Origin of the sequence: Pontibacter korlensis (genome assembly GCF_000973725.1) — a bacterium.
GTDB classification, from domain to species: domain Bacteria; phylum Bacteroidota; class Bacteroidia; order Cytophagales; family Hymenobacteraceae; genus Pontibacter; species Pontibacter korlensis.
On the sequence record NZ_CP009621.1, the window covers coordinates 4,304,764 to 4,328,618 of the forward strand.

The following is a 23,855-nucleotide window of genomic DNA, read 5'->3' on the forward strand; positions in this document are numbered from 1 at the left end:
TTCTAGTATTGGCCCTGTACTTATTTAGTTCTTCATAGAAACACAAATCTATAGCATAAGTATGTAACTCCTGTGAACAGGATCTTAGAACTATCAAGCAAGCTTGGGCTGACGCTACAGATCGTAAAAACAGCTTTTGCTGCTGCACTTTCCTGGTTTATTGCCTCTAGCCTACTGCACTCCGAATATCCTTACTTTGCGGCGGTAGCGGCCATTATAACTGTGCAGGTTACGGTGGCAGACTCCGTTAATAAAGCTTCGCAACGTATTATCGGCATTATTGGCGGCGTCATGATCAGCATGCTCCTGGGGCATTGGTTCAAGATAGGCGCTGTTTCTATTTTCTTTATCATATTGATCGGAATGGGCCTAGCCAAGGCCTTACGCATGAACCCCCAGATCATATCGCAGGTGGCTATCAGTTCGCTCCTGGTCCTGGCATTCGGGCAAACCAAAGCCGGGTATGCCTATGAGCGAATTTTTGAAACCATACTCGGATCAGGTATAGCTGTGCTGATCAACGCTTTGATCATTCCGCAGGATGCTATACCGGAAGTTAAGAAGCGTATTGTTTCCTATAGCAAGTTATCTGCTCTAACCCTAAGGGGACTTAGTGCGCTGCTGAACAATACTGGCCCCCGCTTAAAAACAGGACGAACCGAGGTGAATAAATTAATCAAGGAAGCTGCAGATTGCCGGAAGGCTTTTGAACTGGCAGAGCAGAGCTTACGGTATAACCCTTTGCTTACACACAAGCGCAAAGTATTAGACCGCCTGGGTGCCGACATAAGGCTACTTAGAAGCATTACCATTCAAATTAGGGGAATAAGGAGAAGCCTTGCCGACCTGCAGCTGAACAATACTTTCCAGACCGGTTACCCAGCAAAAGAGCAACTTATACTTGCGTTGGAGGCTACTGCCAATTGTATTGATGCTTTTGGCCAAACCATTGTGGATCCCTCTGAGGAAAAAACAAAGAGGCTTAGCACAGCTATACAGTTAGCAAGGCAGGAACAAGCACGGTGCCTGGAGAGCCTCACCCATACATCTTCCCTGCCCATCCTTCAGGACATGGGGAGCATCCTCACAGACCTAAGCCGCATAGTGGCCGAAACAGAAAGACCGGATATAGAAGCAGAAGAAGTTTTTATAGAAACGAGTTCAGCTGAGAGCTCCCCCTGAAGAGAGCAAGCTAATCAAAACAAAAATCCCCGTGCCATAGACGATAGCACGGGGATCCTGAGTTAATATAGTCGGTAGTTATACATTCACGTTCGCCATCTGCGCATCTTGGTATCTGCCACCGGCGGCTACACCTTTCGGTGCTATTTCATCAATCTGCTGCAGTTCTTCCTGGGTCAGCGACACATCCAGCGCCTTTATGTTTTCCTCAAGGTACTTGCGGCGTTTCGTTCCTGGTATAGGCACCAGGTCCTCACCCTGTGCTAATAACCATGCCAGTGCCAACTGAGACGGAGTACAGCCCTTTTGTCCCGCCAACTCCTCAATCTTTTGTACCAGATCCAGGTTTCTCTGGAAGTTGTCACCTTGGAAACGGGGCGACTGTCTTCTGTAATCATCTTCGGCCAGGTCCTCAAACTTTTTGATCTGACCAGTCAGGAAGCCACGACCCAAGGGGCTATAAGGAACAAAACCGATGCCCAACTCACGACATGCAGGTAAAATTTTATCCTCCACATCGCGGCTCCAGAGCGAGTATTCTGTCTGCAGCGCAGTAATCGGGTGTACTTGTTGAGCTCGTCTGATGGTTTCCACCCCGGCTTCAGAGAGCCCTAGGTAGCGCACCTTTCCTTCTTTCACCAATTCTGCCATCGCTCCTATCGTGTCTTCAATCGGTGTATTTTTATCCACCCGGTGCTGGTAGTATAAGTCTATGTAGTCAACACCTAAGCGTTTCAGGCTGGCCTCACAGGCTTGTTTTACATATGCTGGTTTTCCGTTAATGCCTAAGAAGCTCCCATCTTCACCACGTACGTTGCCAAATTTGGTGGCAATAATCACCTGGTCTCTTCGGTCAGCGATAGCTTTACCTACCAGTTCTTCGTTAGCACCCACGCCATACATGTCGGCCGTATCCAGGAAATTTACGCCCAGTTCCAGTGCCCGGTGTATGGTAGCGATAGACTCGCTATCGTCGCGGTTGCTGTAGAAGTCTGACATGCCCATACAGCCAAGGCCGAGAGCCGATACTTCAAGTCCTTGTTTTCCTAGCTTTCTTTTTTTCATCCGTAGTTTACTATATTGTAGATTCAACGTTAAACATCGCCTAAAAAGACAGCTATAGTTTACGCGGATGTAACTATGGCGTATAGGTAAAAGCTTGCTTTTGGCTTACTTCGGATGAGGCTTCGCCAAATTTGCTTTATTATATCAACTAGAAAAACACATGGATCAAAGAATAAATGTAGGCTTGTTGGGATTCGGAATGGCCGGTAGAATCTTTCATGCGCCTTTTATCTCTATTGTACCTGGCTTCAACCTGAAAAAGATTAAAGCTAACCGTGCAGAAAGTATAGAGCTTGCCAACCAGAGATACCCGGAAGCTGAGGTAGTGCCACATGAGCAAGACATTTTCGGGGATGAAAGTATAGATTTCGTGGTGGTAGCCACAGCAAATCCTACCCACTATAGCCTGGCCAAAGCCGCCCTGCAGGCAGGTAAACACGTGCTAGTAGACAAGCCCTTTACAATCAGCAGTGCCGAAGCCGAAGAATTGATTGCCCTGGCAAAGGAAAATGATAAAGTATTGACTGTGTACCAGAACCGCCGCTGGGACAGTGACTTCAAAACTGTTCAGAAGCTCGTGCAGTCTCAATTACTGGGTAACCTGGTAGAGTACGAGGCACATTTCGACAGATTTCGAAACGAGATAAAGCCAAACACCTGGAAAGAAGAGGACCTGCCTGGCTCAGGCTTACTTTACGACCTGGGAGCGCACCTTATCGATCAGGCCTTATACTTGTTTGGCGAACCTAAGGAAGTTTATGCCGATGTACGCGTGCAGCGGTTAGGCTCGAAAATCCCGGATTACTTTGAGCTTGTATTGCAGTACGATGGGCTGAAAGCCATTCTGAAAGCAAGCATGCTGGTTCGGGAGCTAGGACCTCACTTCGTGCTGCATGGCACAGAGGGTTCTTTTGTGAAGTATGGCATGGATGTGCAGGAGGAGCAACTGAAGCTAGGCAATTTTCCGGCTAACACAGCAAACTGGGGCCTAGAGCCGGAAGAACGCTGGGGAACCCTGAACACTAGTATAAAAGGGCTAAACTTTAGAGGCAAGATAGAAAGTGAAGCAGGAGATTACCGCGGCCTGTACCAAAACGTGTACAATGCCATAACTGGGCAGGAAGAGCTGGTGGTAAAACCGGAGCAGGCGCGTAACACTATCAGAATAATAGAGCTGGCGATGCTGAGTAGCCAGGAGAAGAGAAGCATTAAGTATAGCTAAAACATAAGCTATCTGTCATCCCAAGCAAAGTGTTAGCATTACGAACCATGAAGTTAGGGATGACAGATAGCAGGTTTATTAGAATATGATTTCTTACTCTTGAAGCCCCAGTTGAAAAGCCTTCGGAGTAGTACCCACCTCCTTCTTAAAAGCCCTGATAAAGTAATTCAGGTTTTGAAATCCTGCCATATAACAAGCCTGAGTAACAGAATTTCCTGGGTTCTGAAGATAAGTTCTGGCTAAGCGAATGCGCTCTTTTAAGATATAATCAGCGGGAGTGTAGCCGAATTCTTCCTTAAACTTCCGGAAGAAATTAGCACGGCTCATGCAGGCCTTCTCGCTTAGCTTGTCTACATCAATTTTTGAGGTGATATTCTCCTTGATGTACTGAATAATATACCCAAACCTGTTATGGCTGGCAAGCCGCTTATAGTTCTGCTCAAAAAAAGCACGAGCCTGCGTTTGCATCAACCTCACTAACAGCTCCCGCAACGCCAGGTTAGCCAATATATCTTTCTCACGGCTGTGGTCATTCAAGCTAATCTTTATGAGGCGGTTAATGATGTCGGCCAGCTCCAGGTTGTTTGCCAGATGCAAATGTTCTGAGCTAATGCGCCATTCCTCCCCCTGCTCTGCCTTAGTGTGGCGCTCGTTCAGCAGCTGGATAGTAGACTGAATCTGTTCGGCAGAAATGGCAAGCGCCAAGCATTGTGTAGGTGTGTCTTTACCTGCCTCCGGAAAATCTATTTTCATCAGCTCACTTGGCGGTACAATAACCGACTCACCGGGCAGGTATTCGAATCCTGGTCTATCCGCTAGGTGCATCACCTTCTTTCCGCGCAACATACTGGTGAGCACCCAATCATCAAACTTTAGATTTACCTCCTTTGCCTGCTGGTGTGTCTCAAATACGTTCAACTCACAGGCATCCATGCTATAGACAGACCTGTTTTCTACCAAAGTGAACAAAGATTGCTCTTCGAGTATTGGTACTTGCTGCAGTTTATACTTTAGAGGCATGTCTAAATCTAAGAAATTTCTCTTTCTATATCAATTTGATACGATAAGCATAAATAAATAGACGATAAGTTGAGAATGAAATTGAGTGATTACTGACCTTTAAGCATCATTCTTTTAAACCCAAAAAATAAAACCTATGGACACAGTAGCAATGCCTCAGAAAAAATCCGCTATTCTGGAGCGGCCTCAGTTTAAAGAGAAGTACGATCACTTTATCGGTGGCAAGTGGGTAGCCCCGGCCAGTGGCGAGTATTTTGACAACATCTCTCCTATCGACGGCAAACCTTTCACCAAAGCTGCCCGTGGAAACAAAGAGGATATAGATAAAGCACTGGATGCCGCTCACCAAGCGTTTAAGTCCTGGTCTAAAACCTCTGCCGCCGCACGCAGCAAAGTTCTCTTGGATATCGCCAACGTGATAGAGCAGAATGCTGAAATGCTAGCTCGAGCCGAGACCGTTGACAATGGCAAGGCTATCCGTGAGACACGCGCTGCTGACATTCCGCTCTGTATCGACCACTTCCGCTACTTTGCTGGCGTTATCCGGGCAGACGAAAGCACTATGTCGGAGCATGACGAGTTTACGGTAAGCATAAACCTGCAGGAGCCCATTGGTGTGGTAGGCCAGATCATCCCTTGGAACTTCCCGCTACTGATGGCAACCTGGAAAATGGCCCCTGCCCTGGCAGCCGGTTGCTGTGTGGTAATGAAGCCTGCTGAGCAAACGCCTACAAGCATTATGCTGCTCATGGAGCTGATACAGGACATTGTGCCTGCAGGGGTGTTGAACGTGGTGACTGGTTTCGGCCCTGAAGCTGGTAAGCCACTTGCCTCCTCTCCTCGCGTGGCCAAAGTTGCCTTTACCGGCGAAACCACTACAGGCCGCCTGATCATGCAGTACGCATCAGAAAACCTCGTGCCGGTAACGATGGAACTGGGTGGTAAATCTCCGAACATCTTTATGCCAAGTATTGCCGATGCCGATGATGAGTTCTTCGATAAGTGCGTAGAAGGTGCCGTGATGTTTGCCCTGAACCAGGGCGAGGTTTGCACTTGTCCATCACGCATATTGGTGCACGAGAGCGTGTATGACCGCTTTATGGAACGCGTAGTGGAACGCACAAATGCTATCAAATTAGGACACCCGCTGGCAGAAGACACCATGATGGGCGCACAAGCATCTAACGACCAATTCGAGAAGATTCTCTCTTACATGGATATTGGCAAACAAGAAGGTGCCGAAGTGCTTTGCGGAGGTGGTGCAGCTGGCTTAAACAGTGGCCTTGAGAACGGCTATTATATTCAGCCAACTATCTTTAAGGGCAACAACAAGATGCGTGTATTCCAGGAGGAGATTTTTGGTCCGGTAACTTCTGTAACGACTTTTAAAACAGCTGAAGAAGCTATTGAGTTGGCTAATGATACACTTTATGGTCTTGGTGCCGGTCTCTGGACCCGCGATGCGCACGAGATGTACCAGATGCCACGTGCCATACAGGCTGGTCGTGTGTGGGTAAACTGCTACCATGCATATCCGGCGCACGCTCCGTTTGGCGGCTACAAAAAGTCTGGTTTTGGTCGTGAAACGCATAAAATGATGCTCAACCACTACCGCCAAACCAAAAACATGCTTATTTCTTATGATAAGAAAAAGCTTGGCTTCTTCTAATTGAAATACAAAAACAGGATAGCCCTGCCGGACAAGTAGCCGGCGGGGCTTTTCTTTAAAATATAGTATGGAAAAGGTAGAGCGTGTAAAAGTAACGGAGGCAGCCAAGGAGATAATTGACAAGCTTCGGGCACAGCACGGCCCACTGATGTTTCACCAGAGCGGCGGCTGTTGTGACGGTTCTCAACCCATGTGTTTTGAGGACGGTGAGTTCAGAGTTGGCGACAGCGATGTATTATTGGGCGAAGTGCACGGCTGCAAATTCTACATTGCAAAAGACCAGTATGCGTATTGGAAGCACACCCAACTTACACTTGATGTTACACCTGGTCGAGGCTCAAGCTTCTCGCTGGAGATTCCGCTGGGCCTACGCTTCCACATCCGGTCCAGGATCTTTACAGAACAGGAAATGGAGCAACTGGCGCAAGTATAAAAGAGAGAATAAGTTACTAAGCAAGAAGGCCTGTACTACAAATGGTAGCACAGGCCTTTTTCTATTTTACAAACTAATTAAGCAGCCGCTACATACTCAATTTTTGTCTGAGTATCTTGCTGTAGCATAGAATACGCTTCATGGTCTCCGCGTGCCCAGCCCACTAGTGCAAGGGCAACGGCTGTTGCAACGGCAATAATAAGTGCGGGCAAGAAGCCGTCTACCTTGAAATTACCAACCAGCCAGTCTACCAGCTTGATCATAATGGCTGTTACAATCAAGCTTACTATTGATTCGAGCAGGAAGAATGAAGCTAGGTTCAGAATACCTCCCAATAGCCAGCCAATGGTGGCATTAAAGATACCTATCAAAAATGCAACCCAAAGCGCAGTCCAGAAGCTCTTGACGTGTACGCTTGGCATAATATAGGCCAGCAATAGAATTACACCGGCACTAACAAGTAAGTCGATAATGAAATCCATAGTTTTATTTTTTGATCAAAAATGCTTTGAGCCTTCTACGAGCGTATAACGATAAATGATAAATAAGGAACTGTTACCTTACATATTCAGGCTTTAGCTTATCCCGGTAGCTGTCTTCAAATTTCCTAACCTTAGGCCTGGCTACCGAAACCACATAAGGGTCGTCCGGATTGTTTTTGTAATAGTCCTGGTGATAACCTTCGGCTGGCCAGAACCTCTTGAACGGCTGCACATATGTTACAATAGCATTCTTGTAGGTACCAGCATCCTCCAACTGTTTTATGTACTGCTCTGTCAGCTGTTTCTCATGGGGAGTTCTGTAAAAAACAATGGAGCGGTACTGCTTACCGTAATCCGGGCCCTGCCGGTTAAGTGTTGTAGGGTCGTGAGTAGCAAAAAACACCTCCAACAATTCCTGATAAGAGATTTGTGTAGAGTCGTAGTATACTTGCACTGCCTCTGCGTGCTCCGATTTTCCATTGCTCACTTCCTGGTAAGAAGGATTCCCTTTTTTCCCACCGGAGTAGCCGGAAATAACCGTCTCCACTCCCTTCAGACGTTCAAAATAGGCTTCTGTGCACCAGAAACAGCCACCTGCAAAAGTTGCCTTTGCTAACACAGTCGTGTCACTGTCTATTGCTTGTCCCTCACTTCCTGATTGCTGATACCGATCTGTATTGGAGAACTCAGAACAAGAGGTAAAACAATAAATCAAAGATGTGAAGAGTAATAGGGTTCGGGTAATCATAAGCAGCGTGTTGTTCTTATTAGTACGTGAAGCATTAAGGTCTGTTTTTTTCATAATTTGGTGCAGAATCAGAACAGATAGTATATTTTTATACTTTAACTACAAGCTTAGCCCTTTGTCTATACTTTACAACAACCAGCTTTTAGAGGAAGAGGAGTTCAGACTGTCCTTACTGGACAGGGCATTTCAGTACAATGACGGTTTTTTCGAGACTGCCATAATAGCTGATGGCAGCATCCGCTTCTGGAACAGCCATAAACAGCGTATGCAGGAGGCTGCCACTGCACTCCAGCTAAACCTTCCCGCACGTTTGCTCAGCAGGGAGTTTGAGGAAACGCTACTGAAACTAGCAGAAGCAGGGAAAGCACTTTCCTGTGGTCGGCTAAAACTGAAGGTATGGCGCGCTGGAGAAGGCCTGTATACACCTCAGACAAATGATTTAAACTGGTTAGCTACTGTAGCTCCTGCTACACCTGCAGGCCAGAACCCGATTCATGTAGGCATCTGCCAGAAAGTTACAACTGCATATACGCCTCTCTCTCATTTCAAAGGACCCAACGCCCCTCTTTATGTTCTGGCTGGTCTCGAAAAACAGGCTCAGCAGCAGGACGATATGCTCCTGCTAAACCAGCAAGGCAAAGTTGCTGAACTAATATCCTCTAACCTGTTCTGGTTGAAGGGTGATATATTGTATACACCTTCCCTAGAGGCTGGCTGCGTTAATGGTATTCTGCGCCGCAACATTTTACAGTGGTGCCTTGATAAATTGGAAGTACAGGAAGTTCTTCAGGAATCAGAGGTGCTGAGAAGTGCCGATGCTGTTTTTGCAGCCAACATTACAGGCATACGAAGTATAGCAAGTATAGACCAACAGTACCTTAACCAGCAAGAAGTCTTGATTGAAAAGCTGCGCCAGGAATTAAAATTATAGCTACTGCTTAAACTCAACGAACTCCAATAGCTCCCACGGCCCACCTTTATACGCCCATAGCTGTAGCCCAACGCCTGAAGCGTTGAATGGCACAAAAGCAGCCGAAAGTGCCTTATGTAGCTCCTTTGCCAGGTCAGGCGGCACTTTGTTCTGAACTGTTATATGTGGCCAGAGCTTTTGTTTATCCTGGGGTATAAGCCAGTCTTGCCAGGTATGCTGTAAGTGCCTGTGTAGCTGCAGTAGCTTTTCACTATGTAACTTGTAGGCTACCCCCCTGCCTATCATCTTAACTTCGCTGACTTCCAGAAGCATTGTTTCTTGCTGCTGGCTTTGTAAGCTTATTTCTTCATGAATCTGCTCAAAATGCTGTGGAGGAAGGTGGTGAAACAAAGTAAGATGTGCCTGCAGGTAATTGCGCTCCTTTGGAAAGTATAAACTCCGTTGCTCATCAAAAAAACGAGCACTTTCCTCATCCAGCTTCAAAGTAAGTATAATGGGATCTTCCATAGTTTCAGACAAGCTTTCTTCAATTACCTGCCAGTTTAGTAGTCATTACTGACAAACGTCTTTTTAATAGTCCGAGGTACACACAAGCACCTATACGAGTAACAGGAATTATATTTACTCCTTCATAACCATTTTCAAGAGCCCTCTTGCAACTACACGTACAACATAAGAATGCATGCACCATTTTAAACTTTCGCCACAGATAACGTATATTTGTAGCTACAAACAATAAACGAAGTTTTGCAATGGAATCAATAAAAGGAAAGAACGCTTTAGTTACTGGCGCTGGAAAAGGCATCGGCCGCGCTATTGCCATAGCCTTGGCAGAAGAAGGTGTTAACGTGGCACTTTTGGCCCGCACAACAAGCCAACTAGAAGAGGTAGCCGAAGAGGTAAAAGCAAAAGGTGTAATAGCAGCCGTTGTTACTGCTGACGTTACCGATATAGAGGCAGTAAATACAGCAGTTGCTCAGGCCCGCGAGCAACTTGGCAGCATCGATATCCTGATCAACAACGCAGGTGTGGGTGCCTTTGGTAAGTTCCTGGAACTTGAGCCAGCGAAGTGGGAAAGCATTATCAAAATTAACCTGCTCGGCCCATACTATGTAACTCGTGCGGTTCTGCCAGGGATGATTGAGCGCCAGACAGGTGATATCATTAACGTTTCTTCTACAGCCGGACAGAAAGGTGCACCTGTTACCAGTGCCTACAGTGCTTCTAAATTTGGCTTGATCGGTATGTCAGAGTCGCTGATGCAGGAGGTGCGTAAGCACAATATCCGTGTGAGCACGCTTACACCAAGCACAGTAGCCACAGACATGGCCATCGACCTGAACCTAACAGACGGTAACCCAGAGCGTGTGATGCAGCCGGAGGACTTTGCCGAACTGATCATTGCTAACCTGAAACTTAACCGCCGCGTGTTTGTGAAGGAAGCAGGAATCTGGTCAACTAATCCGTAATCACCTCAACCATATCAACAAAGAAGCACAGGCCTTAACCTGTGCTTTTTTGTTGATGCTATTCTTATACTTTTACTGATTCGGGTACCACTCTTTCAGGCGAACATCGATCTGTTTATTTTTTGCATTCACCTGTTGCTGAAACGAATCCACATCACTTAGTCCATCCTGTCCTCTGTAGTGGTATGGGTAAACAATTTTCGGCTTGAACTCCAGTACAGCATCTGCAGCCTGGTCCACATCCATGGTATAGGGCAGGTTCATGCTTACAAAGGCCACATCAATATTCTTCAGATTTCGCATTTCAGGTATACCCTCTGTATCGCCTGAAATGTACACACGCTTCCCTCCCATCTCTAAAAGATAACCGTTACCACGGCCTTTGGTATGCATGGCATCAGCGCTCTGTGGTAAGTTATACATGGGTATAGCTGATATACTGATACCTTGCTGTGTGCTTTTCTCACCGTTTTTCAAAATAACTAACTGCTGCTTGTACTGCTGCGGCAGCTTATCAGCAACAGCCTGTGGCACCACCATTTTTACACCTTTTATCTCTAACTCTCCCAATGTAGAGAGGTCCAGGTGGTCTGGGTGAATATCGGTAATCAGGATCAGGTCTGGTTTAGCAAGTCCCTGATACCCATCCACCCCATTATAAGGATCCACGTAAATGCTTTTGCCATTGTAGTTCAATACCAGCGACCCATGCGTGATAGGCTGGATTACCAATGGGCCATTTTTCGTCTGAACAGTGTCAGGTGTGGCTGTAGGCTGTGCCTGTACCTGCATAAACGCCAGGCTAAAGGCCAGAGCAAGCATAGATTTAATTTTCATAGTTTTAGTTTTTAGCTATAGAACATACGTACGGAGAACATGTTTAGGCTAAGCCAAACTGTTTCAGGTGATGCTTGAAGTGCTTGTTATGAAAAATCACCCATTCCTTATAGTCTAGCTCCCCCAGCGTAGGGCTCACAGGTTTTGCATCTGGCATATTCGCGAAAAAAGCATCAAAGTCTTCAAGCTCCTGGTGTAGGTTGGCAAGAGCTGCATTTATATCTGTGTGTACCAAACGAGCAGGTTCATCGCCTAACATAGGAGCTTTGAAGCCCGGCATTAGTTCACGATCAGTATAAATGGTGTACTGCTTAAACTTCTCAGCCTTTTCATCCCTGTAGTGAAGTTTCTGGGGCAGCTTACCGTTCGAAAATCTAACAACATAAGCCAAGTGCTCCACCATGTGCTGGGGCGTCATGACGCCAAACTCTGGCTTTTTGTCTGCATCGAGCTTCCGCAGTTGCTCAAATATACTCTCCCGGTGGTGGATGATGTCGACCATGCGTAGCATTTAAACTATTTTGCTTCTATTCTTGCTTAAACTGCCACTGGCGCCTTAATACCCGGGTGTGGGTTATAGTTCACCAGTTCAAAGTCTTCGAACTTGAAGTCGAAAATATCTTTTACCTCCGGGTTCAGTTTCATAACCGGCAGTTCACGCGGCTCTCGGGTTAACTGCAGCTGTGCCTGCTCCAGGTGGTTCAGATATAGATGTGTATCGCCACCTGTCCAGATAAACTCACCAGGCTCCAGGCCTGTCACCTGTGCCATCATCAACACCAAAAGGGCATAAGAAGCAATGTTGAAAGGTACGCCCAGGAAAACATCGGCAGAGCGCTGATACAACTGGCAAGAAAGCTTACCCTCTGCTACATAGAACTGGTAAAAAGCATGGCAAGGCGGCAGCTTCATGTTTTCAATCTCGGCCACGTTCCAGGCACTCACAATAATGCGCCTTGAGTCAGGGTTATGCTTAAGTTGATTGACTACCTGTGAAATCTGATCGATATGGCGGCCATCAGGCGTAGGCCAGCTGCGCCACTGTGAGCCATACACTGGCCCAAGGTCACCGTTCTCATCGGCCCATTCATCCCAAATGCTTACGCCATTTTCCTTCAGGTACTGGATGTTTGTTTCTCCCTTTAGAAACCAAAGCAACTCATGTATAATAGAACGCAGGTGCACTTTCTTTGTAGTAACCAGCGGGAAACCCTGCTGCAGGTCGAAGCGCATCTGGTAACCAAAAATGCTTAGCGTACCTGTACCCGTTCTGTCCTCTTTCTTCACCCCGTTATCCAGGATGTGCTGCATCAAGTCTAAATATTGCTTCATCTATGTTGTTCTTTTATGGAGGGATAAAGATAGAAGATTTTTGCTTGAAAAAAGGAGCCGCCTTATGTTGTTTAGCCTCTAATAAATTTTACAAAGCTGCATCCAAAGTATAAGCTAAGCACAAACAAACGAAGCATTTAGAGGTTAACTTTGCACTAGCTGTTACATGTTTTCCTCTTGTAATCATACCCTTGAATTATAAAAAATTAAGCTTCCTAGTCCTGCTGCTGGTGTCTGTTCTGACAGCACTTAGTATATATTTTGCATCCCGTTTACGCTTCGACTATAACTTTGATAATTTTTTCCCGAAAGGCGATGTAGACCTTGCCTACTACTTTAACTACCGGGATAAGTTTGGCAACGACAACGACTACATCTTAATCGGCCTCGACAACCAAGGCAAAAGCATCTTTAACAAATCGTTTCTAACGAAAGTAGACAGCCTTACCAGTTTTCTGCAGGTGCAGCCCCAGGTAGAGGCAGTTCTCTCTCCTACCACAGTAAAGAGCCCGGTAATTGAGCAGTTTGGCTATTTTGAAATCCCATACTTACATGTGGAGGAGCCTGATCGCTACGAACAGGACTCAATAAATATTTATACTTCCAGAGAACTTATCGGCACCTTATTTTCGGAGGACGCCACGGCAGTGTCGTTGTTTGTTCAAACCCAGGACAATCTAAGTAAAACGTCCAGCGACTCTCTTTTATATGCCCTAACCAGCAAGCTAGAACAGCTAGATTTACCTCAAACACACATGGCCGGCAGAGTCCTGGCGCAGTCCGTGTTTATTGAGAAGATGCAAGTAGAACTGGCGGTGTTTATGTCTGCCTCTATTATACTGGTTGTCCTGTTCCTTTGGGTTGCCTTCCGAACAGCATGGGGAGTGCTGGTGCCGCTGGTGGTTGTGCTGCTGTCGGTGCTGTGGGCTATGGGCGTGATGGGGCTTTTCAATACTCCCATTGATTTGATGACTATGCTATTGCCAACTATCATGTTTGTGGTAGGGATGTCGGACGTAGTACACATCTTGTCGCGCTACATGACGGAGATAAGCAACGGCATTTCAAAACTGCCTGCACTTAAGCTAACGGTAAAAGAAGTTGGTATGGCGACTTTCCTTACCTCGCTTACTACCGCTGTGGGCTTTCTCACGCTGCTAACTACAGCCATTGTCCCGATCCGCAACTTTGGCCTGTATACAGCCATATCTATCGGCTTAGCCTATGTACTGGCTTTTACTGTTTTGCCAGCAATTTTACTGCTCATAAAGGAACCGAATAAAGCACGGGCAAGAAAACTTAGCTTTTCGTGGCCGATTCTGATGCGACGCATTTTCAGCGGTGTACTTCGACACCCTAAAGCTATATTGGTCTCCAGTGCAGCTATTGTACTAATCAGCCTGGCAGGCGTTAGCCAGATTATGGTTGATACCACCATGCTGGAAGACTTGGGAGATGATGACCCGGTGATTCAGGATTTTCTGTACTTCGACCAGAAGTTCTCAGGCGTGCGCCCCTTTGAACTGCACCTAATAGCCGGAGAAGGCCATACCCTGTTTGATGCAGAAGTGCTACAGGAGGTAGACAAGCTGGAGAACTACCTCTACCACACGTATGGGTTGAACTTTATCTCCTCTCCTGCCTCTGTAGTTAAAACGCTCAACCGGGCACAGAATGGTGGTATGCAGGAGTTTTATGCTTTACCTGATAGCAGAGCTGAGTTACAAAGTATAAAGCGACGCCTGCAGGCTTTCCGTAACCGCAGCGAGTTGCGCAGTGTGCTTACCCCAGATGGCAAAGAAGGTCGCCTGAGCGGAAACATGCAGGACGTTGGTAGCGCCAGCGCTACTCTGAAGAACGACTCGCTGCAAACCTTTCTCCTGCAAAACATAGATTCAGGCCTGCTGCAGACGCGCCTTACAGGCAGCGCTCCTCTTATGGACAAGAACAATGAGTACGTAACCAAGAATATGATGCAAGGGCTGCTGATTGCCTTTGGTGTAATAGCAGTTATTGTAGGTATCATCTTCCGCTCCTTCCGAATGGTTATCATATCACTCATCCCCAACATTATCCCCTTGCTGATGATAGGCGGTTTGATGGGACTGATGGGCGTGAAGCTCACTGTTTCTGTCTCCATTATTTTCACCATCGCTTTTGGCATTGCAGTAGACGACACCATCCATTTTCTGAGTAAACTTAAGCTTGAACTGAAATCTGGGAAATCGTTGCCTTATGCAGTGAAAAGTACCTTTATTTCTGCAGGTAAGGCTATCATCATTACGTCCAGTATTCTGGTGGCAGGCTTCCTGACGCTGGTGCTTTCTACCTTTGATGCTACTTTTTATGTGGGCCTTTTTGTGAGCTTAACCTTAGTGTTTGCAGTAGTAGCTGACCTGCTGTTGTTGCCTGTATTAGTCCTGTACTTTTACCGCCTCCCGAAAAAATAAATTAGGCCTAATCCAATAAGCATGACCATATTTGCGTGTAAATTGAGGGATAAGTAACGCGTGATGAAGAAAAAACTCGTTTTGATGGCTATGTTGTGCCTATGGTTTATAGGTGCTCAGGCGCAGGAAACACAGGGGCAAGAGGAGGATAAGTTATCCAGGTTGATGAGTGAGCGGGAGCAATTAATATTGGAGTACCAGTATTATAAACAGCAAAACAGCAGCTTCTGGGGCACACAGTCTAAAAAGGACCTGTTGAACATTATTGAGACACTCAAGAAAATCATCAATAAAGATTCTGAGCTGGTGGCAGCTGTTAAAGAGAACAGCATCCGCCAGATCGCACAGACAAAGGTAGAGACAAACCGTCAGGGTAAGCTTACAGTAGAAGACCAGCGCAATTTTGAGAAGCAGATCAGCAGCTTGAAAAGCGAAGTAAAAACGCTGCAGAGTACCCTTCGAAAGAAAGATAAAGAAATGGCTGACCTGCAAAGCCAGATAAAAGCCAGCTACGACATAAAGTATGGCAAAGATAAAGTAATAACCGTGCTGGCAGTTGGTGCTTTTATCTTGTTGCTCTACGCTGTTTTTCTGCAGATACGCCTGAACAAAGCCAGTGCAAAACCTCGTAAGAAAAAGAAGGCTTAAAGTACTATTTTTGAATCATACCAGGTACGCTTTTTGTTATACCTTACGCTGCAGGCAGAAGCTAAGAAGCAGGTATAAAATAGGTTATACTTGTACAACACATAAAATTCATGAAGGCTGGAGCAAAACTACCAGCCTTTATTTTTGATACATGAGCGAGATATTATATGAACTGAAGCAGGTACAGGAACTGCTTAAAATAGAACAGGAAGAAGACCGCCAGCAATACAAGATAAAGAGCTTAAAAAGCACTATTGCTGAGCGTAAGGCAATGGGCTTTTGCTGGTATCCGGTTACCATTTCGAAAGAAGAGTTAGGCTTCGGCAACAAGGTGGTGGTAGAACTGGAGCGCACCCGCGACCGCGATCAGCTACACCTGTTTCAGGTAGGTAAAACGGCTGCCCTGTTTACAAACAATGGCGAGCGCCAAAGTTTGAATGGTGTGATTGTGGGGCTGAAGCGAAATAAAGTACAGCTGGCTACAAATAAAGAAGACCTTCCTGACTGGATAGACGATGGGCGTCTTGGCATAGACCTCACTTTTGATGAGATGAGTTACCGCGAGATGGAGATCGCGATGAAGAAGGTCATTGATGCTTACAAAACACGTCTGGCAGAACTTCGGGATATACTTCTAGGTGATGTGCCGGCACGTTTCAACGATGCCACCATGAGCGACATTCCCTCCCTGAACCCGTCGCAGAACGAGGCAGTGCGCAAGATTGTGCAGGCTAAGGATGTAGCCATCATTCATGGCCCTCCGGGAACAGGCAAAACCACAACATTGGTGCAGGCAATCCTGAAGACTTTGGAAACACAGAAGCAGCTTCTTGTAACAGCTCCGTCCAACACTGCTGTTGACCTGCTTACCGAGAAACTGGCCAACGAAGGTGTTAATGTCATTCGCATTGGCAATCCATCACGTGTTTCGGATGTGCTGCTGGAGCATACGCTGGATGCACAGATAATGGCGCACAGGTCCTATAAAAACCTGAAGGACTTCCGCAAAACGGCTGAAGAGTATAAGCGCATGGCGTCGCAGTATAAGCGTAAGTTCGGGCAGGAGGAGCGGCTACAGCGTCAGTTCTTCAGAGCAGAAAGCAAGCGCCTTTTGGACGAAGCAGACCGCGTAGAAGAGTACATTACTGAGGACCTGCTGCACAACGTGCAGGTCATTACCTGTACACTGGTAGGTGCAGCAAATAAGGCTATCCGGCACCTGGAGTACGATACAGTGTTCATAGATGAGGCAGCGCAGGCCCTGGAACCAGCCTGCTGGATTCCGATCTCCCGTGCTAAACGCGTGGTGCTTGCCGGCGATCATTGCCAGCTTCCGCCAACCGTGAAATCATTTATGGCCGAGCAGAAAGGGCTAGGCAAAACATTATTTGAGAAATGTATTGAACGCCAGGAGGATGTAGCAGTAATGCTTAAAACACAGTACCGCATGCACCACCATATTATGGAGTACTCCAACCAGCAGTTTTATAAGGGCGAGCTAATGGCGCATGAAAGTGTACACAGCAGTGACCTGCACCAGTACAACCCTCATTTTGCACCTGGCCTGGCAGTGGAATTTGTAGACACGGCCGGATGTGGTTATAACGAGGTTGAAACTCCGGAGAGCAGCAGCTCAGCTAACCCGGATGAGGCAAACTTATTGCTTAACCACCTTGCGCACCTGTTAAAGGATTATAGCCATGCCGATGAGGAAGTAGAGCACCTGCGTATAGGTGTGATTGCGCCATACCGCGCACAGATCAACTACCTGGAAGACCGCGTGGAGCATATGCCCTTACTACATGAGCTAAGGCAATTGCGTCACCTCTCAGTAGGTACTGTAGATAGCTTTCAGGGGCAGGAACGTGACATAATCTACATCAGCATGACACGTAGCAATGAGCAGGGTGAGATTGGGTTCCTGGCTGACATACGCCGCATGAACGTAGCCATGACGCGCGCTAAGAAAAAACTTGTGATCGTGGGCGATAGTGCTACACTTAGCCAACATCCTTTCTACGCTTCGTTCCTGAATTACGTAGAAAGTATAGGGGCTTACCGCAGCGCCTGGGAACTACAGGAGCTTATGGCGTAACACCTGTAAATATTGGACAAAGTTTAGAGGTGTGGATAAAAATTCCTATCTTTCTAAACTCAGAAACAAAATGACACGACATGAAAATTGAAAAAAACAGAGTGGTAACACTCTCCTACCAACTGAGCATTAAAAACGAACAAGGCGAAAAAAGCCTGATTGAAACTGCAGACAAGGAAAACCCAATGGCCTTTATCTATGGCATGAGCGGCTTGCCAGAGCAGTTCGAAGATCAGCTTAGCGGCCTTTCGGCTGGCGATAACTTCGATTTTAAACTGGAAGCTGAGGAAGGTTATGGAGAGCAGGATGAAAACGCCATCGTAGATCTTCCTAAAAGCTCCTTTGAGATTGAGGGTGCTGTTCCGGCAGATATGCTGGAAGTTGGCAACTTCATTCCTATGACCGATTCGGAAGGCAACCAGCTACAAGGCCGTGTTGCTGAGGTAACTGAGGATACAGTAAAAATGGACTTTAACCACCCGCTTGCAGGGAAAGAACTATACTTTTCAGGCAAAGTAGAAAATGTACGTGAAGCCACTCCTGACGAACTGTCTCACGGGCATGTACACGGCGAGGGCGGAGTACACCATTAAGCAATTTGCTATCAAACATATAATAAAGGCGCGGCCAGATTATTCTGCCGCGCCTTTTTGTTGGTGTACTTTATACTTAGGCAGCTACGCTTTGATCTCTACTCTTTTCCCTGTTCTGGCTGCTTCGTAAATGGCCTCTAGTATGCGCACGTCTCTAAGCCCCATTTCACCTGGCACACGCGTCTGCTTGTTTTCAAGTATGCATCTGGCAAAGTCATCCATTTGGCGCGCCTGCTGGTTTACATTCTTAATGTTCATTGGCCCCTCGCTTGTTTCGCCTTTGATGCCACCATATGCATATGAGGGCTGCAGCCTCCACCACCCTTTCTCTGCTTTTCCATACAACAGGTTCTTATTCTCATTATAACTGGTGCTACAATCTGCTACAGCACCACCAGGAAACTCCATTTGCCAGCTAATGGATTGCTCTACTTCATCAAAAAACTCTGGCCGTGTTACCTCACCAAACTTAGCTGTTACAGCTACAGGAGCTTGCCCCATGGTGTACACAGCTCCTTGCACACAATAAATTCCCAGGTCCATGAGTGGTCCGCCACCAGCAAGCTCTTTGTCCAAACGCCATCTGTCAGGGTTCCCCTGAAAGACGAAACTATCTGCTGCTTCTATGCGCTGTACAGGTCCATACAGCTGCTTCTGCCCTAGCTCCATAACCCGTTGATGGTGCGGCTCAAAGTGCAGGCGGTAACCGATAGAAAGCTTCACGTTGTTTTCCTTACAGGCATTAATCATACGCTGGCAATCTGCTACAGAAGTGGCCATAGGCTTTTCTGAAATCATGTGTTTCTTAGCCTTTGCTCCTCTTACTGTGTATTCGGCGTGCATTCCATTAGGCAACACGATGTAAATGATGTCAATGTCCGGGTTATCGGCAATTTGGTCGTAGGTTTCGTAGTTATATATATTCTTCTCCGGGATATTATACTTCCGTTTCCACTCCTCTGCCTTAGAAGGCGTACCGGTTACAATCCCTGCCAAATAGCAGTGTTCTGTCTCTTGAAGTGCCGGAGCAAGTTGGTTTGTGGAGTATCTGCCAAGGCCTACCAGGGCAATGCCTAATTTCTTTTGCTGTGCAGCTCCCTGACTTCCCTGTTGCTCCAGTGTTTCTGGGTTGAGCACTTGGTTAGAAGCTAAAGAAGCCATTGGTAAACCAAAAGCAGTAGCCCCAAAAGCAAAAGATAGGTCTTTTAGAAACTTTCTCCGGTTGTGTCGAAAAAGGTAGTTTGTTTGTTTCATCTAGCTGTAACTAAAGAGATTCCTACTGTTTACATTACCAGTATAAGTAGAAGACACCAAAAGGTTTAACTCTTTAGATTACAGCAAGCTACAGGTGATTCTTTACGTCCTGTACGTATTTTTCAAGCTCAGGAAAGAACACTTCGAAATCAGCTTTATACAGCTCATACTGTTCCACCAGCTCCTCGGCAGCTGTCTCCATACCCGAAACAAAGGATGCACGGCGGCTTATACCCTTCAGCGCCTGCGCAATTCCTTCTATTTCAGCATAAGACTCCAGCCAGTTCTGCCGCTGCATATAGGTAAACAGGTGCTGCATACGCTCAGGTAGCAAGTGGTAGTGCTGCTGAATTAAAGTATAGCTCTGCTGCACAAAGTCCGGCAGGGGCACATTGCCATACTTGCTGAAATTACGCGCCAGAAAATGGTCGAAGTACATATCTGCAACCACAGGAGAGAACTTTTTGTACTTGGGCCGCAGGCGCGCCTTGGTTTCAGCCACTATAGGGTGCGTATCGGTGTAAGTATCGATGAGGCGGTGCAGGCGGATACCTTTTGCAATGCCAGGAGCATACAGCTCTGCCTGCCGTCCTTTAACCGCATCGGCTATAAAGTTTCCTAGTAAAAGCTCTGTATCGGTTCCGGAAAGGTAGATGTGGGCTAGGTAATTCAAACGCTTTATTGCATAGATTGAAAAGTATAAACCAGCTGCTCCACCTATTGTTTTACAGGCTTTGCTCCGCTGGTAGTTGTGCCTTGCAAAGTATAAACCCAAAGCAGGAGTGCCGCGTAATCAAACACAAACAAGATATAAAGCTATGAATAACGACCCAAACACAAAGGCGAACCTAGAGAAACTAATAGATAAAATCAAAGATGTGAAGATTGCCATGATGACCACCGTTGATGACGATGGCAGCCTGCGCAGTCGCCCCATGAAAACGCAGCAGACAAAAGCTGACGGCGAATTGTGGTTTTTTACAGGCTACGAGTCTGGCAAGTCGCATGAGATTGAACATGATGCCCATGTAAACCTGAGCTATGCCGAGCCGAGCGACAACCTGTACGTGTCAGTGTCTGGCAGAGCCCGCGTAACACGCGACCAGCAGAAGATTGATGAGCTCTGGACGGCAGACATGAAGGCATGGTTCCCTGGTGGCAAGGAAGACAGCAATATTGGCCTGATAAGAGTAGTAATCGAAAAGGCGGAATACTGGGACACCCCTAATAACACCATGGTTACTCTTTTTGGTATGGCCAAAGCCGCTATTACCGGTGAGCCAGCTAAAGGTGGTGAAAACAAAAAAATCAATCTGTAAGCAAAAGTGCTTTCAAAGGCTCTTATTTTGCTGCAATATTTGCACTTTGACTAACTATAACTATCGGGAGGAGACACATCGTTTTGTGTCTCCTTTTTAACTTCACCCTTTTAAAGACGCACGCCAGTGTCACAAGTAGCACCTCGTCTCACCACCCTTACCATTTTTGGTATCCGCAGCGGCCACATACGTTGGGGTTTGGCTCAAATGGGCACGTCAGGATCAAAACTACAGCAGGTGCCGGGGCTGCTTTTCTTCAAGTTACTTGGTAGCGGCCATGGCAGAGGTTTTAGTATAAAGCCTAACTTCAGAAGGTACGGACTGATGTGCACCTGGCAAAGCGAAGCAGCGGCAGATGCTTTTCTGCAAGATTCTGACCTGATACATGAGTACAGGCAGCATACCGATGAGATTTGGACAGTTAAGTTACAGCCCTACCAACAGCATGGGCAGTGGGACGGGCAAGCGCCTTTCTCCCCTGCTCTTCCAGAAAATTACATCAGCGGCCCAATAGCTGTACTAACACGCGCAAGTATAAACTTGAAAGCCTTACCCAGCTTCTGGCGCTTCGTACCTAAAACAAGCACAGCCCTAGACACGGCAGAAGGCTTGATTTGCTCTATAGGATTAGGTGAACTGCCATTGGTGCGTCAGGCTACCTTTAGTGTTTGGGAGTCGGCGGAGGCGATGAAAAAGTATGCTTATAAAAACCCACTTCACCAGGAGGTGATGCGACGCACACGCTCGGAAAACTGGTACAGCGAAGAGCTGTTTGCCCGTTTCAAACCAATCAACAGCCAAGGGTTATGGGCTGGCAGAGACCCTTTGGAGTATCTGAGGAATTATAACACTTTGACCTCATCTATAGCAGACCGGCTAAACCGAAAAGCATAATACCTATACCGCTCCCACTGTTAAGGATGCGCATCGCCTTAGGGTTTCGCAGAAAGCGCCCAAGGGAGGCCCCAAAAAGAGCCAGCGCAGTCTGCACTATAAGGCTGCCGGCAAATATGGCGAGCGCCAACACCAGAACATGTGCCGCACCTGTAATCGGTGAAACAAGCTGACCCGAAAATCCAACAAAAGCTATTACGGTTAAGGGATTTACCACTGTCAGCACGTACGTGGAGAACAAATAGTTAAGATTACTTCCTTTAGCTCCTGCCTCTTGGTTGTTCGTATGGGACCCTGGTTCTTTAAAGCTATTCTTCAGCATACGGGCACCAAAAAGCAGTAGAATAAGCGATGTAAAAAGGGTGAAGTAGTAATTGTTCAAGTTGAGATAACTAATAACCAGAGATCCTACTGTGAAGGCAATCAAACCATAGGTAAGATCAGCCAGAGCAGCCCCTAAGCCGCTCATCAGGGCGCTTCTAAGGCTTACAGTTAAGCCTCGGTTAATGATCAGGATAGCAATAGGCCCAACAGCCATGGCTATGGTTAGCCCAAATAGAAATGCTTTTAGTGTCTCCATGTTTTATAATTTATAACGAAGACGGAGCTCTAAAGGAAAAGACGCAACCTGGGATGAAATTCTAAGCCTGTTTACCCATTCTTTTCAGAATATCCTCCAGTAGATCTAGCTGCAGCTTCTGTATTTCTACCAATTGCTGGTTTTGGTGCGTCAGCAGGTGGTCTATCTTTTCGTGCAGCAGCCTTATTTCCAGCTCAGCCTTAAGGTTTGTTTTATAGTCATACTCTGAACGCAGGCGGTCTTTCGCCTCTTTCCGGTTTTGACTCATCATAATGATGGGTGCCTGTATGGCTGCCAAACAAGATAGAATAAGGTTAAGCAGGATAAAGGGATATGGATCGAAGGGTCTGATTGCCAGTACATACACATTTACAGTCATCCAGAGCAAAAGGAAAGAGAAAAACGAGATGATAAAGGTCCAGCTGCCGCCAAAACTGGCTATATTATCAGCCATACGGTCGCCTAGACTTATGCCTTCCACTAACTCCTCCTCCACGTTGGTAGAGACAAGCTCCTGCTGATTTATACTGTTTATTACTTGCTGCTCCAGCTCTGTTAGCTCCCCTGACTCCTGTTGCAGCAGGCGCTCCAGGTATAGCTTCCGGTACTTGGTTAACAAAGACGCCGCCACACATACTTTTCCTCATCAAAATCAGGATAATCAACTCTAATAAGGCTTAGCAGATTGTGCCGTATGGCTTTACCAGGCACCAGCATGTGCTGTGGCAAACGCTTTTTGGTAATCTGGCAGACGCCAAACGGCTCAGAATGACGGTGCATAGCAAGTGCATAAGTTAGCAGCAGGCTACTAACTTATACACTGTTACTCGCTTAAAGGGTTCTGGTCTGGTGATAGCTGCTGCATTACCCGCTCTAGGTGAGCTTTCATGCCATCGTAAGGGCGGTAGCCGCGGCTAATCAGGTGTATGTTCGTACCGTTTAACAGGTAAAGGCTAGGGAAAGCAGTGGCCTGCAGGTGACGTGCAATCTTGAAGTCCTGCTGCGTCTTCTCCTTCATTTCCTCGGAATTGTACTTGTCCAGAAAAGCCTCCTCCTCCACCCCCAGTGTAGTGGCTATACTTGTCAGCACCTCGGATATCGTTACGTCATTGTTTTTGGCATAGAAGGCAGTCTGTACCACCTGTGCCATCTCAAATTCCATTTCCGGCTTCAGGTAACGCATGGTTACTACAGCCCGGCAGCTTGGTTCTGTGTCGTAAATAAACCCATCGCGGTCAAAGAAGCTATAATCGAAGGGCTGCTCCGTTATCTTCTCTACATCCTGCCAATGGTGCTTAATGCCCTCTTTCATCTGCTCTTCCAGCGGCTTCTCAGTGCCGGCGCGCAAACCGCCCATCACCAGCTTAAACTGCATTTTTCCCTCCTGTTCTGCCACCAACTGCTTGATTACGGGTGCAAAACCATAGCACCAGGAGCACATTGGGTCCATCACGTAAATCAGGTGAATGATATCGAGTAGGTCGTGTTTCTTCTGTTCCATGGCGCAAAGGTAGGGATTTGGAGGGTTTATACTCTGTTTTACGATAAGGTCTGAAGTAAGAACCATACTTTGCATGCATTCCTATAGACCACTGCTTGCTGAGGCTGGCTATACTTGCTAAGTTCTCTTAC

At 46.7% G+C, this 23,855-nt stretch carries 26 protein-coding genes; 12 read left to right on the top strand and 14 right to left on the bottom strand.

Annotation, left to right across the window (positions count from 1 at the left end):
* Nucleotides 1-72 precede the first annotated feature (72 nt).
* Nucleotides 73-1,182 (top strand): FUSC family protein, encoded by a 1,110-nt coding sequence (locus PKOR_RS23680; RefSeq protein WP_052738950.1) that lies wholly within the window; start codon nucleotides 73-75, stop codon nucleotides 1,180-1,182.
* A 78-nt stretch (nucleotides 1,183-1,260) separates the two neighbouring features.
* Here PKOR_RS23680 and PKOR_RS18545 read toward each other — a convergent pair whose 3' ends face one another.
* Entirely contained in the window at nucleotides 1,261-2,247 is a 987-nt protein-coding gene (locus tag PKOR_RS18545; RefSeq protein ID WP_046312640.1) for an aldo/keto reductase, read from the bottom strand.
* 160 nt (nucleotides 2,248-2,407) lie between these two features.
* On the opposite strand from PKOR_RS18545, the gene PKOR_RS18550 reads away from it, so the two are divergent.
* On the top strand, nucleotides 2,408-3,469 hold the full coding sequence (locus PKOR_RS18550) for an oxidoreductase (RefSeq protein WP_046312642.1): 1,062 nt from the start codon (nucleotides 2,408-2,410) through the stop codon (nucleotides 3,467-3,469).
* Nucleotides 3,470-3,562: 93 nt separating this feature from the next.
* Here PKOR_RS18550 and PKOR_RS18555 read toward each other — a convergent pair whose 3' ends face one another.
* Nucleotides 3,563-4,489, bottom strand: a complete 927-nt coding sequence (locus PKOR_RS18555) for an AraC family transcriptional regulator (RefSeq protein WP_046312644.1) — start codon at nucleotides 4,487-4,489, stop codon at nucleotides 3,563-3,565.
* A 136-nt stretch (nucleotides 4,490-4,625) separates the two neighbouring features.
* On the opposite strand from PKOR_RS18555, the gene PKOR_RS18560 reads away from it, so the two are divergent.
* Together PKOR_RS18560 and PKOR_RS18565 are read left to right on the top strand one after the other, a co-directional pair.
* Nucleotides 4,626-6,158: an aldehyde dehydrogenase family protein gene (locus tag PKOR_RS18560; RefSeq protein WP_046312646.1), complete on the top strand. Its 1,533-nt coding sequence runs from the start codon at nucleotides 4,626-4,628 to the stop codon at nucleotides 6,156-6,158.
* A 67-nt stretch (nucleotides 6,159-6,225) separates the two neighbouring features.
* Nucleotides 6,226-6,591, top strand: coding sequence for a DUF779 domain-containing protein (locus PKOR_RS18565; RefSeq protein ID WP_046312647.1), 366 nt, complete (start codon nucleotides 6,226-6,228; stop codon nucleotides 6,589-6,591).
* Nucleotides 6,592-6,668: 77 nt separating this feature from the next.
* Here PKOR_RS18565 and PKOR_RS18570 read toward each other — a convergent pair whose 3' ends face one another.
* Together PKOR_RS18570 and msrA are read right to left on the bottom strand one after the other, a co-directional pair.
* Nucleotides 6,669-7,073 (bottom strand): phage holin family protein, encoded by a 405-nt coding sequence (locus PKOR_RS18570; RefSeq protein ID WP_046312649.1) that lies wholly within the window; start codon nucleotides 7,071-7,073, stop codon nucleotides 6,669-6,671.
* 73 nt (nucleotides 7,074-7,146) lie between these two features.
* Nucleotides 7,147-7,875 (bottom strand): peptide-methionine (S)-S-oxide reductase MsrA, encoded by a 729-nt coding sequence (gene msrA / locus PKOR_RS18575; RefSeq protein ID WP_235336748.1) that lies wholly within the window; start codon nucleotides 7,873-7,875, stop codon nucleotides 7,147-7,149.
* Nucleotides 7,876-7,936: 61 nt separating this feature from the next.
* Between msrA and PKOR_RS18580 the strand changes: the two genes are divergently transcribed.
* Complete coding sequence (locus tag PKOR_RS18580) at nucleotides 7,937-8,752, top strand: aminotransferase class IV (protein WP_046312651.1); 816 nt, start codon at nucleotides 7,937-7,939, stop codon at nucleotides 8,750-8,752.
* On the opposite strand, the gene PKOR_RS18585 is transcribed toward PKOR_RS18580, so the two are convergent.
* On the bottom strand, nucleotides 8,753-9,259 hold the full coding sequence (locus PKOR_RS18585) for a 2'-5' RNA ligase family protein (protein ID WP_052738951.1): 507 nt from the start codon (nucleotides 9,257-9,259) through the stop codon (nucleotides 8,753-8,755). It abuts the gene before it with no gap.
* A 245-nt stretch (nucleotides 9,260-9,504) separates the two neighbouring features.
* Here PKOR_RS18585 and PKOR_RS18590 point away from each other — a divergent pair, with 245 nt between their 5' ends.
* On the top strand, nucleotides 9,505-10,221 hold the full coding sequence (locus PKOR_RS18590) for a 3-ketoacyl-ACP reductase (RefSeq protein WP_046312655.1): 717 nt from the start codon (nucleotides 9,505-9,507) through the stop codon (nucleotides 10,219-10,221).
* A gap of 72 nt (nucleotides 10,222-10,293) precedes the next feature.
* Here the strand turns inward: PKOR_RS18590 and PKOR_RS18595 are convergent, their stop codons facing one another.
* The 3 genes from PKOR_RS18595 to PKOR_RS18605 are packed head-to-tail and all read right to left on the bottom strand — an operon-like array spanning nucleotide 10,294 to nucleotide 12,390.
* Complete coding sequence (locus PKOR_RS18595; RefSeq protein ID WP_046312657.1) at nucleotides 10,294-11,058, bottom strand: MBL fold metallo-hydrolase; 765 nt, start codon at nucleotides 11,056-11,058, stop codon at nucleotides 10,294-10,296.
* A 43-nt stretch (nucleotides 11,059-11,101) separates the two neighbouring features.
* A complete protein-coding gene (locus PKOR_RS18600; RefSeq protein ID WP_046312659.1) occupies nucleotides 11,102-11,569 on the bottom strand; it encodes a DinB family protein in 468 nt (155 codons plus the stop codon).
* A 26-nt stretch (nucleotides 11,570-11,595) separates the two neighbouring features.
* The gene (locus PKOR_RS18605; protein ID WP_046312661.1) at nucleotides 11,596-12,390 is read right to left on the bottom strand and encodes a thymidylate synthase; all 795 of its coding nucleotides are present in this window, start codon (nucleotides 12,388-12,390) and stop codon (nucleotides 11,596-11,598) included.
* 191 nt (nucleotides 12,391-12,581) lie between these two features.
* Here PKOR_RS18605 and PKOR_RS18610 point away from each other — a divergent pair, with 191 nt between their 5' ends.
* The 4 genes from PKOR_RS18610 (at nucleotide 12,582) to PKOR_RS18625 (ending at nucleotide 18,176) form a co-directional block, all read left to right on the top strand.
* Nucleotides 12,582-14,840: an efflux RND transporter permease subunit gene (locus PKOR_RS18610; RefSeq protein ID WP_046312663.1), complete on the top strand. Its 2,259-nt coding sequence runs from the start codon at nucleotides 12,582-12,584 to the stop codon at nucleotides 14,838-14,840.
* 63 nt (nucleotides 14,841-14,903) lie between these two features.
* The gene (locus tag PKOR_RS18615; protein WP_235336750.1) at nucleotides 14,904-15,488 is read left to right on the top strand and encodes a hypothetical protein; all 585 of its coding nucleotides are present in this window, start codon (nucleotides 14,904-14,906) and stop codon (nucleotides 15,486-15,488) included.
* A 151-nt stretch (nucleotides 15,489-15,639) separates the two neighbouring features.
* Nucleotides 15,640-17,583, top strand: a complete 1,944-nt coding sequence (locus PKOR_RS18620) for an AAA domain-containing protein (protein WP_046312668.1) — start codon at nucleotides 15,640-15,642, stop codon at nucleotides 17,581-17,583.
* 80 nt (nucleotides 17,584-17,663) lie between these two features.
* Entirely contained in the window at nucleotides 17,664-18,176 is a 513-nt protein-coding gene (locus PKOR_RS18625; RefSeq protein ID WP_046312670.1) for an FKBP-type peptidyl-prolyl cis-trans isomerase, read from the top strand.
* A gap of 84 nt (nucleotides 18,177-18,260) precedes the next feature.
* Here PKOR_RS18625 and PKOR_RS18630 read toward each other — a convergent pair whose 3' ends face one another.
* Both PKOR_RS18630 and PKOR_RS18635 read right to left on the bottom strand, forming a co-directional pair.
* Complete coding sequence (locus PKOR_RS18630) at nucleotides 18,261-19,337, bottom strand: Gfo/Idh/MocA family protein (RefSeq protein ID WP_235336753.1); 1,077 nt, start codon at nucleotides 19,335-19,337, stop codon at nucleotides 18,261-18,263.
* Nucleotides 19,338-19,518: 181 nt separating this feature from the next.
* The gene (locus tag PKOR_RS18635; protein ID WP_046314646.1) at nucleotides 19,519-20,103 is read right to left on the bottom strand and encodes an acyl carrier protein phosphodiesterase; all 585 of its coding nucleotides are present in this window, start codon (nucleotides 20,101-20,103) and stop codon (nucleotides 19,519-19,521) included.
* A 145-nt stretch (nucleotides 20,104-20,248) separates the two neighbouring features.
* On the opposite strand from PKOR_RS18635, the gene PKOR_RS18640 reads away from it, so the two are divergent.
* Together PKOR_RS18640 and PKOR_RS18645 are read left to right on the top strand one after the other, a co-directional pair.
* Entirely contained in the window at nucleotides 20,249-20,749 is a 501-nt protein-coding gene (locus tag PKOR_RS18640; RefSeq protein WP_046312674.1) for a pyridoxamine 5'-phosphate oxidase family protein, read from the top strand.
* 126 nt (nucleotides 20,750-20,875) lie between these two features.
* Nucleotides 20,876-21,643 carry a DUF3291 domain-containing protein gene (locus PKOR_RS18645; protein ID WP_046312675.1) on the top strand — a complete coding sequence of 256 codons (768 nt, stop codon included), beginning with the start codon at nucleotides 20,876-20,878 and terminating at the stop codon, nucleotides 21,641-21,643.
* Here the strand turns inward: PKOR_RS18645 and PKOR_RS18650 are convergent.
* The 4 genes from PKOR_RS18650 to PKOR_RS18660 all read right to left on the bottom strand — a co-directional run bounded on the left by PKOR_RS18650 (nucleotide 21,612) and on the right by PKOR_RS18660 (nucleotide 23,724).
* Entirely contained in the window at nucleotides 21,612-22,223 is a 612-nt protein-coding gene (locus tag PKOR_RS18650) for a LysE family translocator (protein ID WP_046312677.1), read from the bottom strand. The genes PKOR_RS18645 and PKOR_RS18650 overlap by 32 nt on opposite strands.
* A gap of 61 nt (nucleotides 22,224-22,284) precedes the next feature.
* Nucleotides 22,285-22,842, bottom strand: a complete 558-nt coding sequence (locus PKOR_RS18655) for a DUF1003 domain-containing protein (RefSeq protein ID WP_200897390.1) — start codon at nucleotides 22,840-22,842, stop codon at nucleotides 22,285-22,287.
* On the bottom strand, nucleotides 22,836-23,003 hold the full coding sequence (locus tag PKOR_RS25110; protein ID WP_158453798.1) for a hypothetical protein: 168 nt from the start codon (nucleotides 23,001-23,003) through the stop codon (nucleotides 22,836-22,838). The genes PKOR_RS18655 and PKOR_RS25110 overlap by 7 nt, the downstream gene beginning before the upstream one ends.
* A gap of 43 nt (nucleotides 23,004-23,046) precedes the next feature.
* Nucleotides 23,047-23,724: a DsbA family protein gene (locus PKOR_RS18660; RefSeq protein WP_046312678.1), complete on the bottom strand. Its 678-nt coding sequence runs from the start codon at nucleotides 23,722-23,724 to the stop codon at nucleotides 23,047-23,049.
* Between the last annotated feature and the right edge of the window lie 131 nt (nucleotides 23,725-23,855).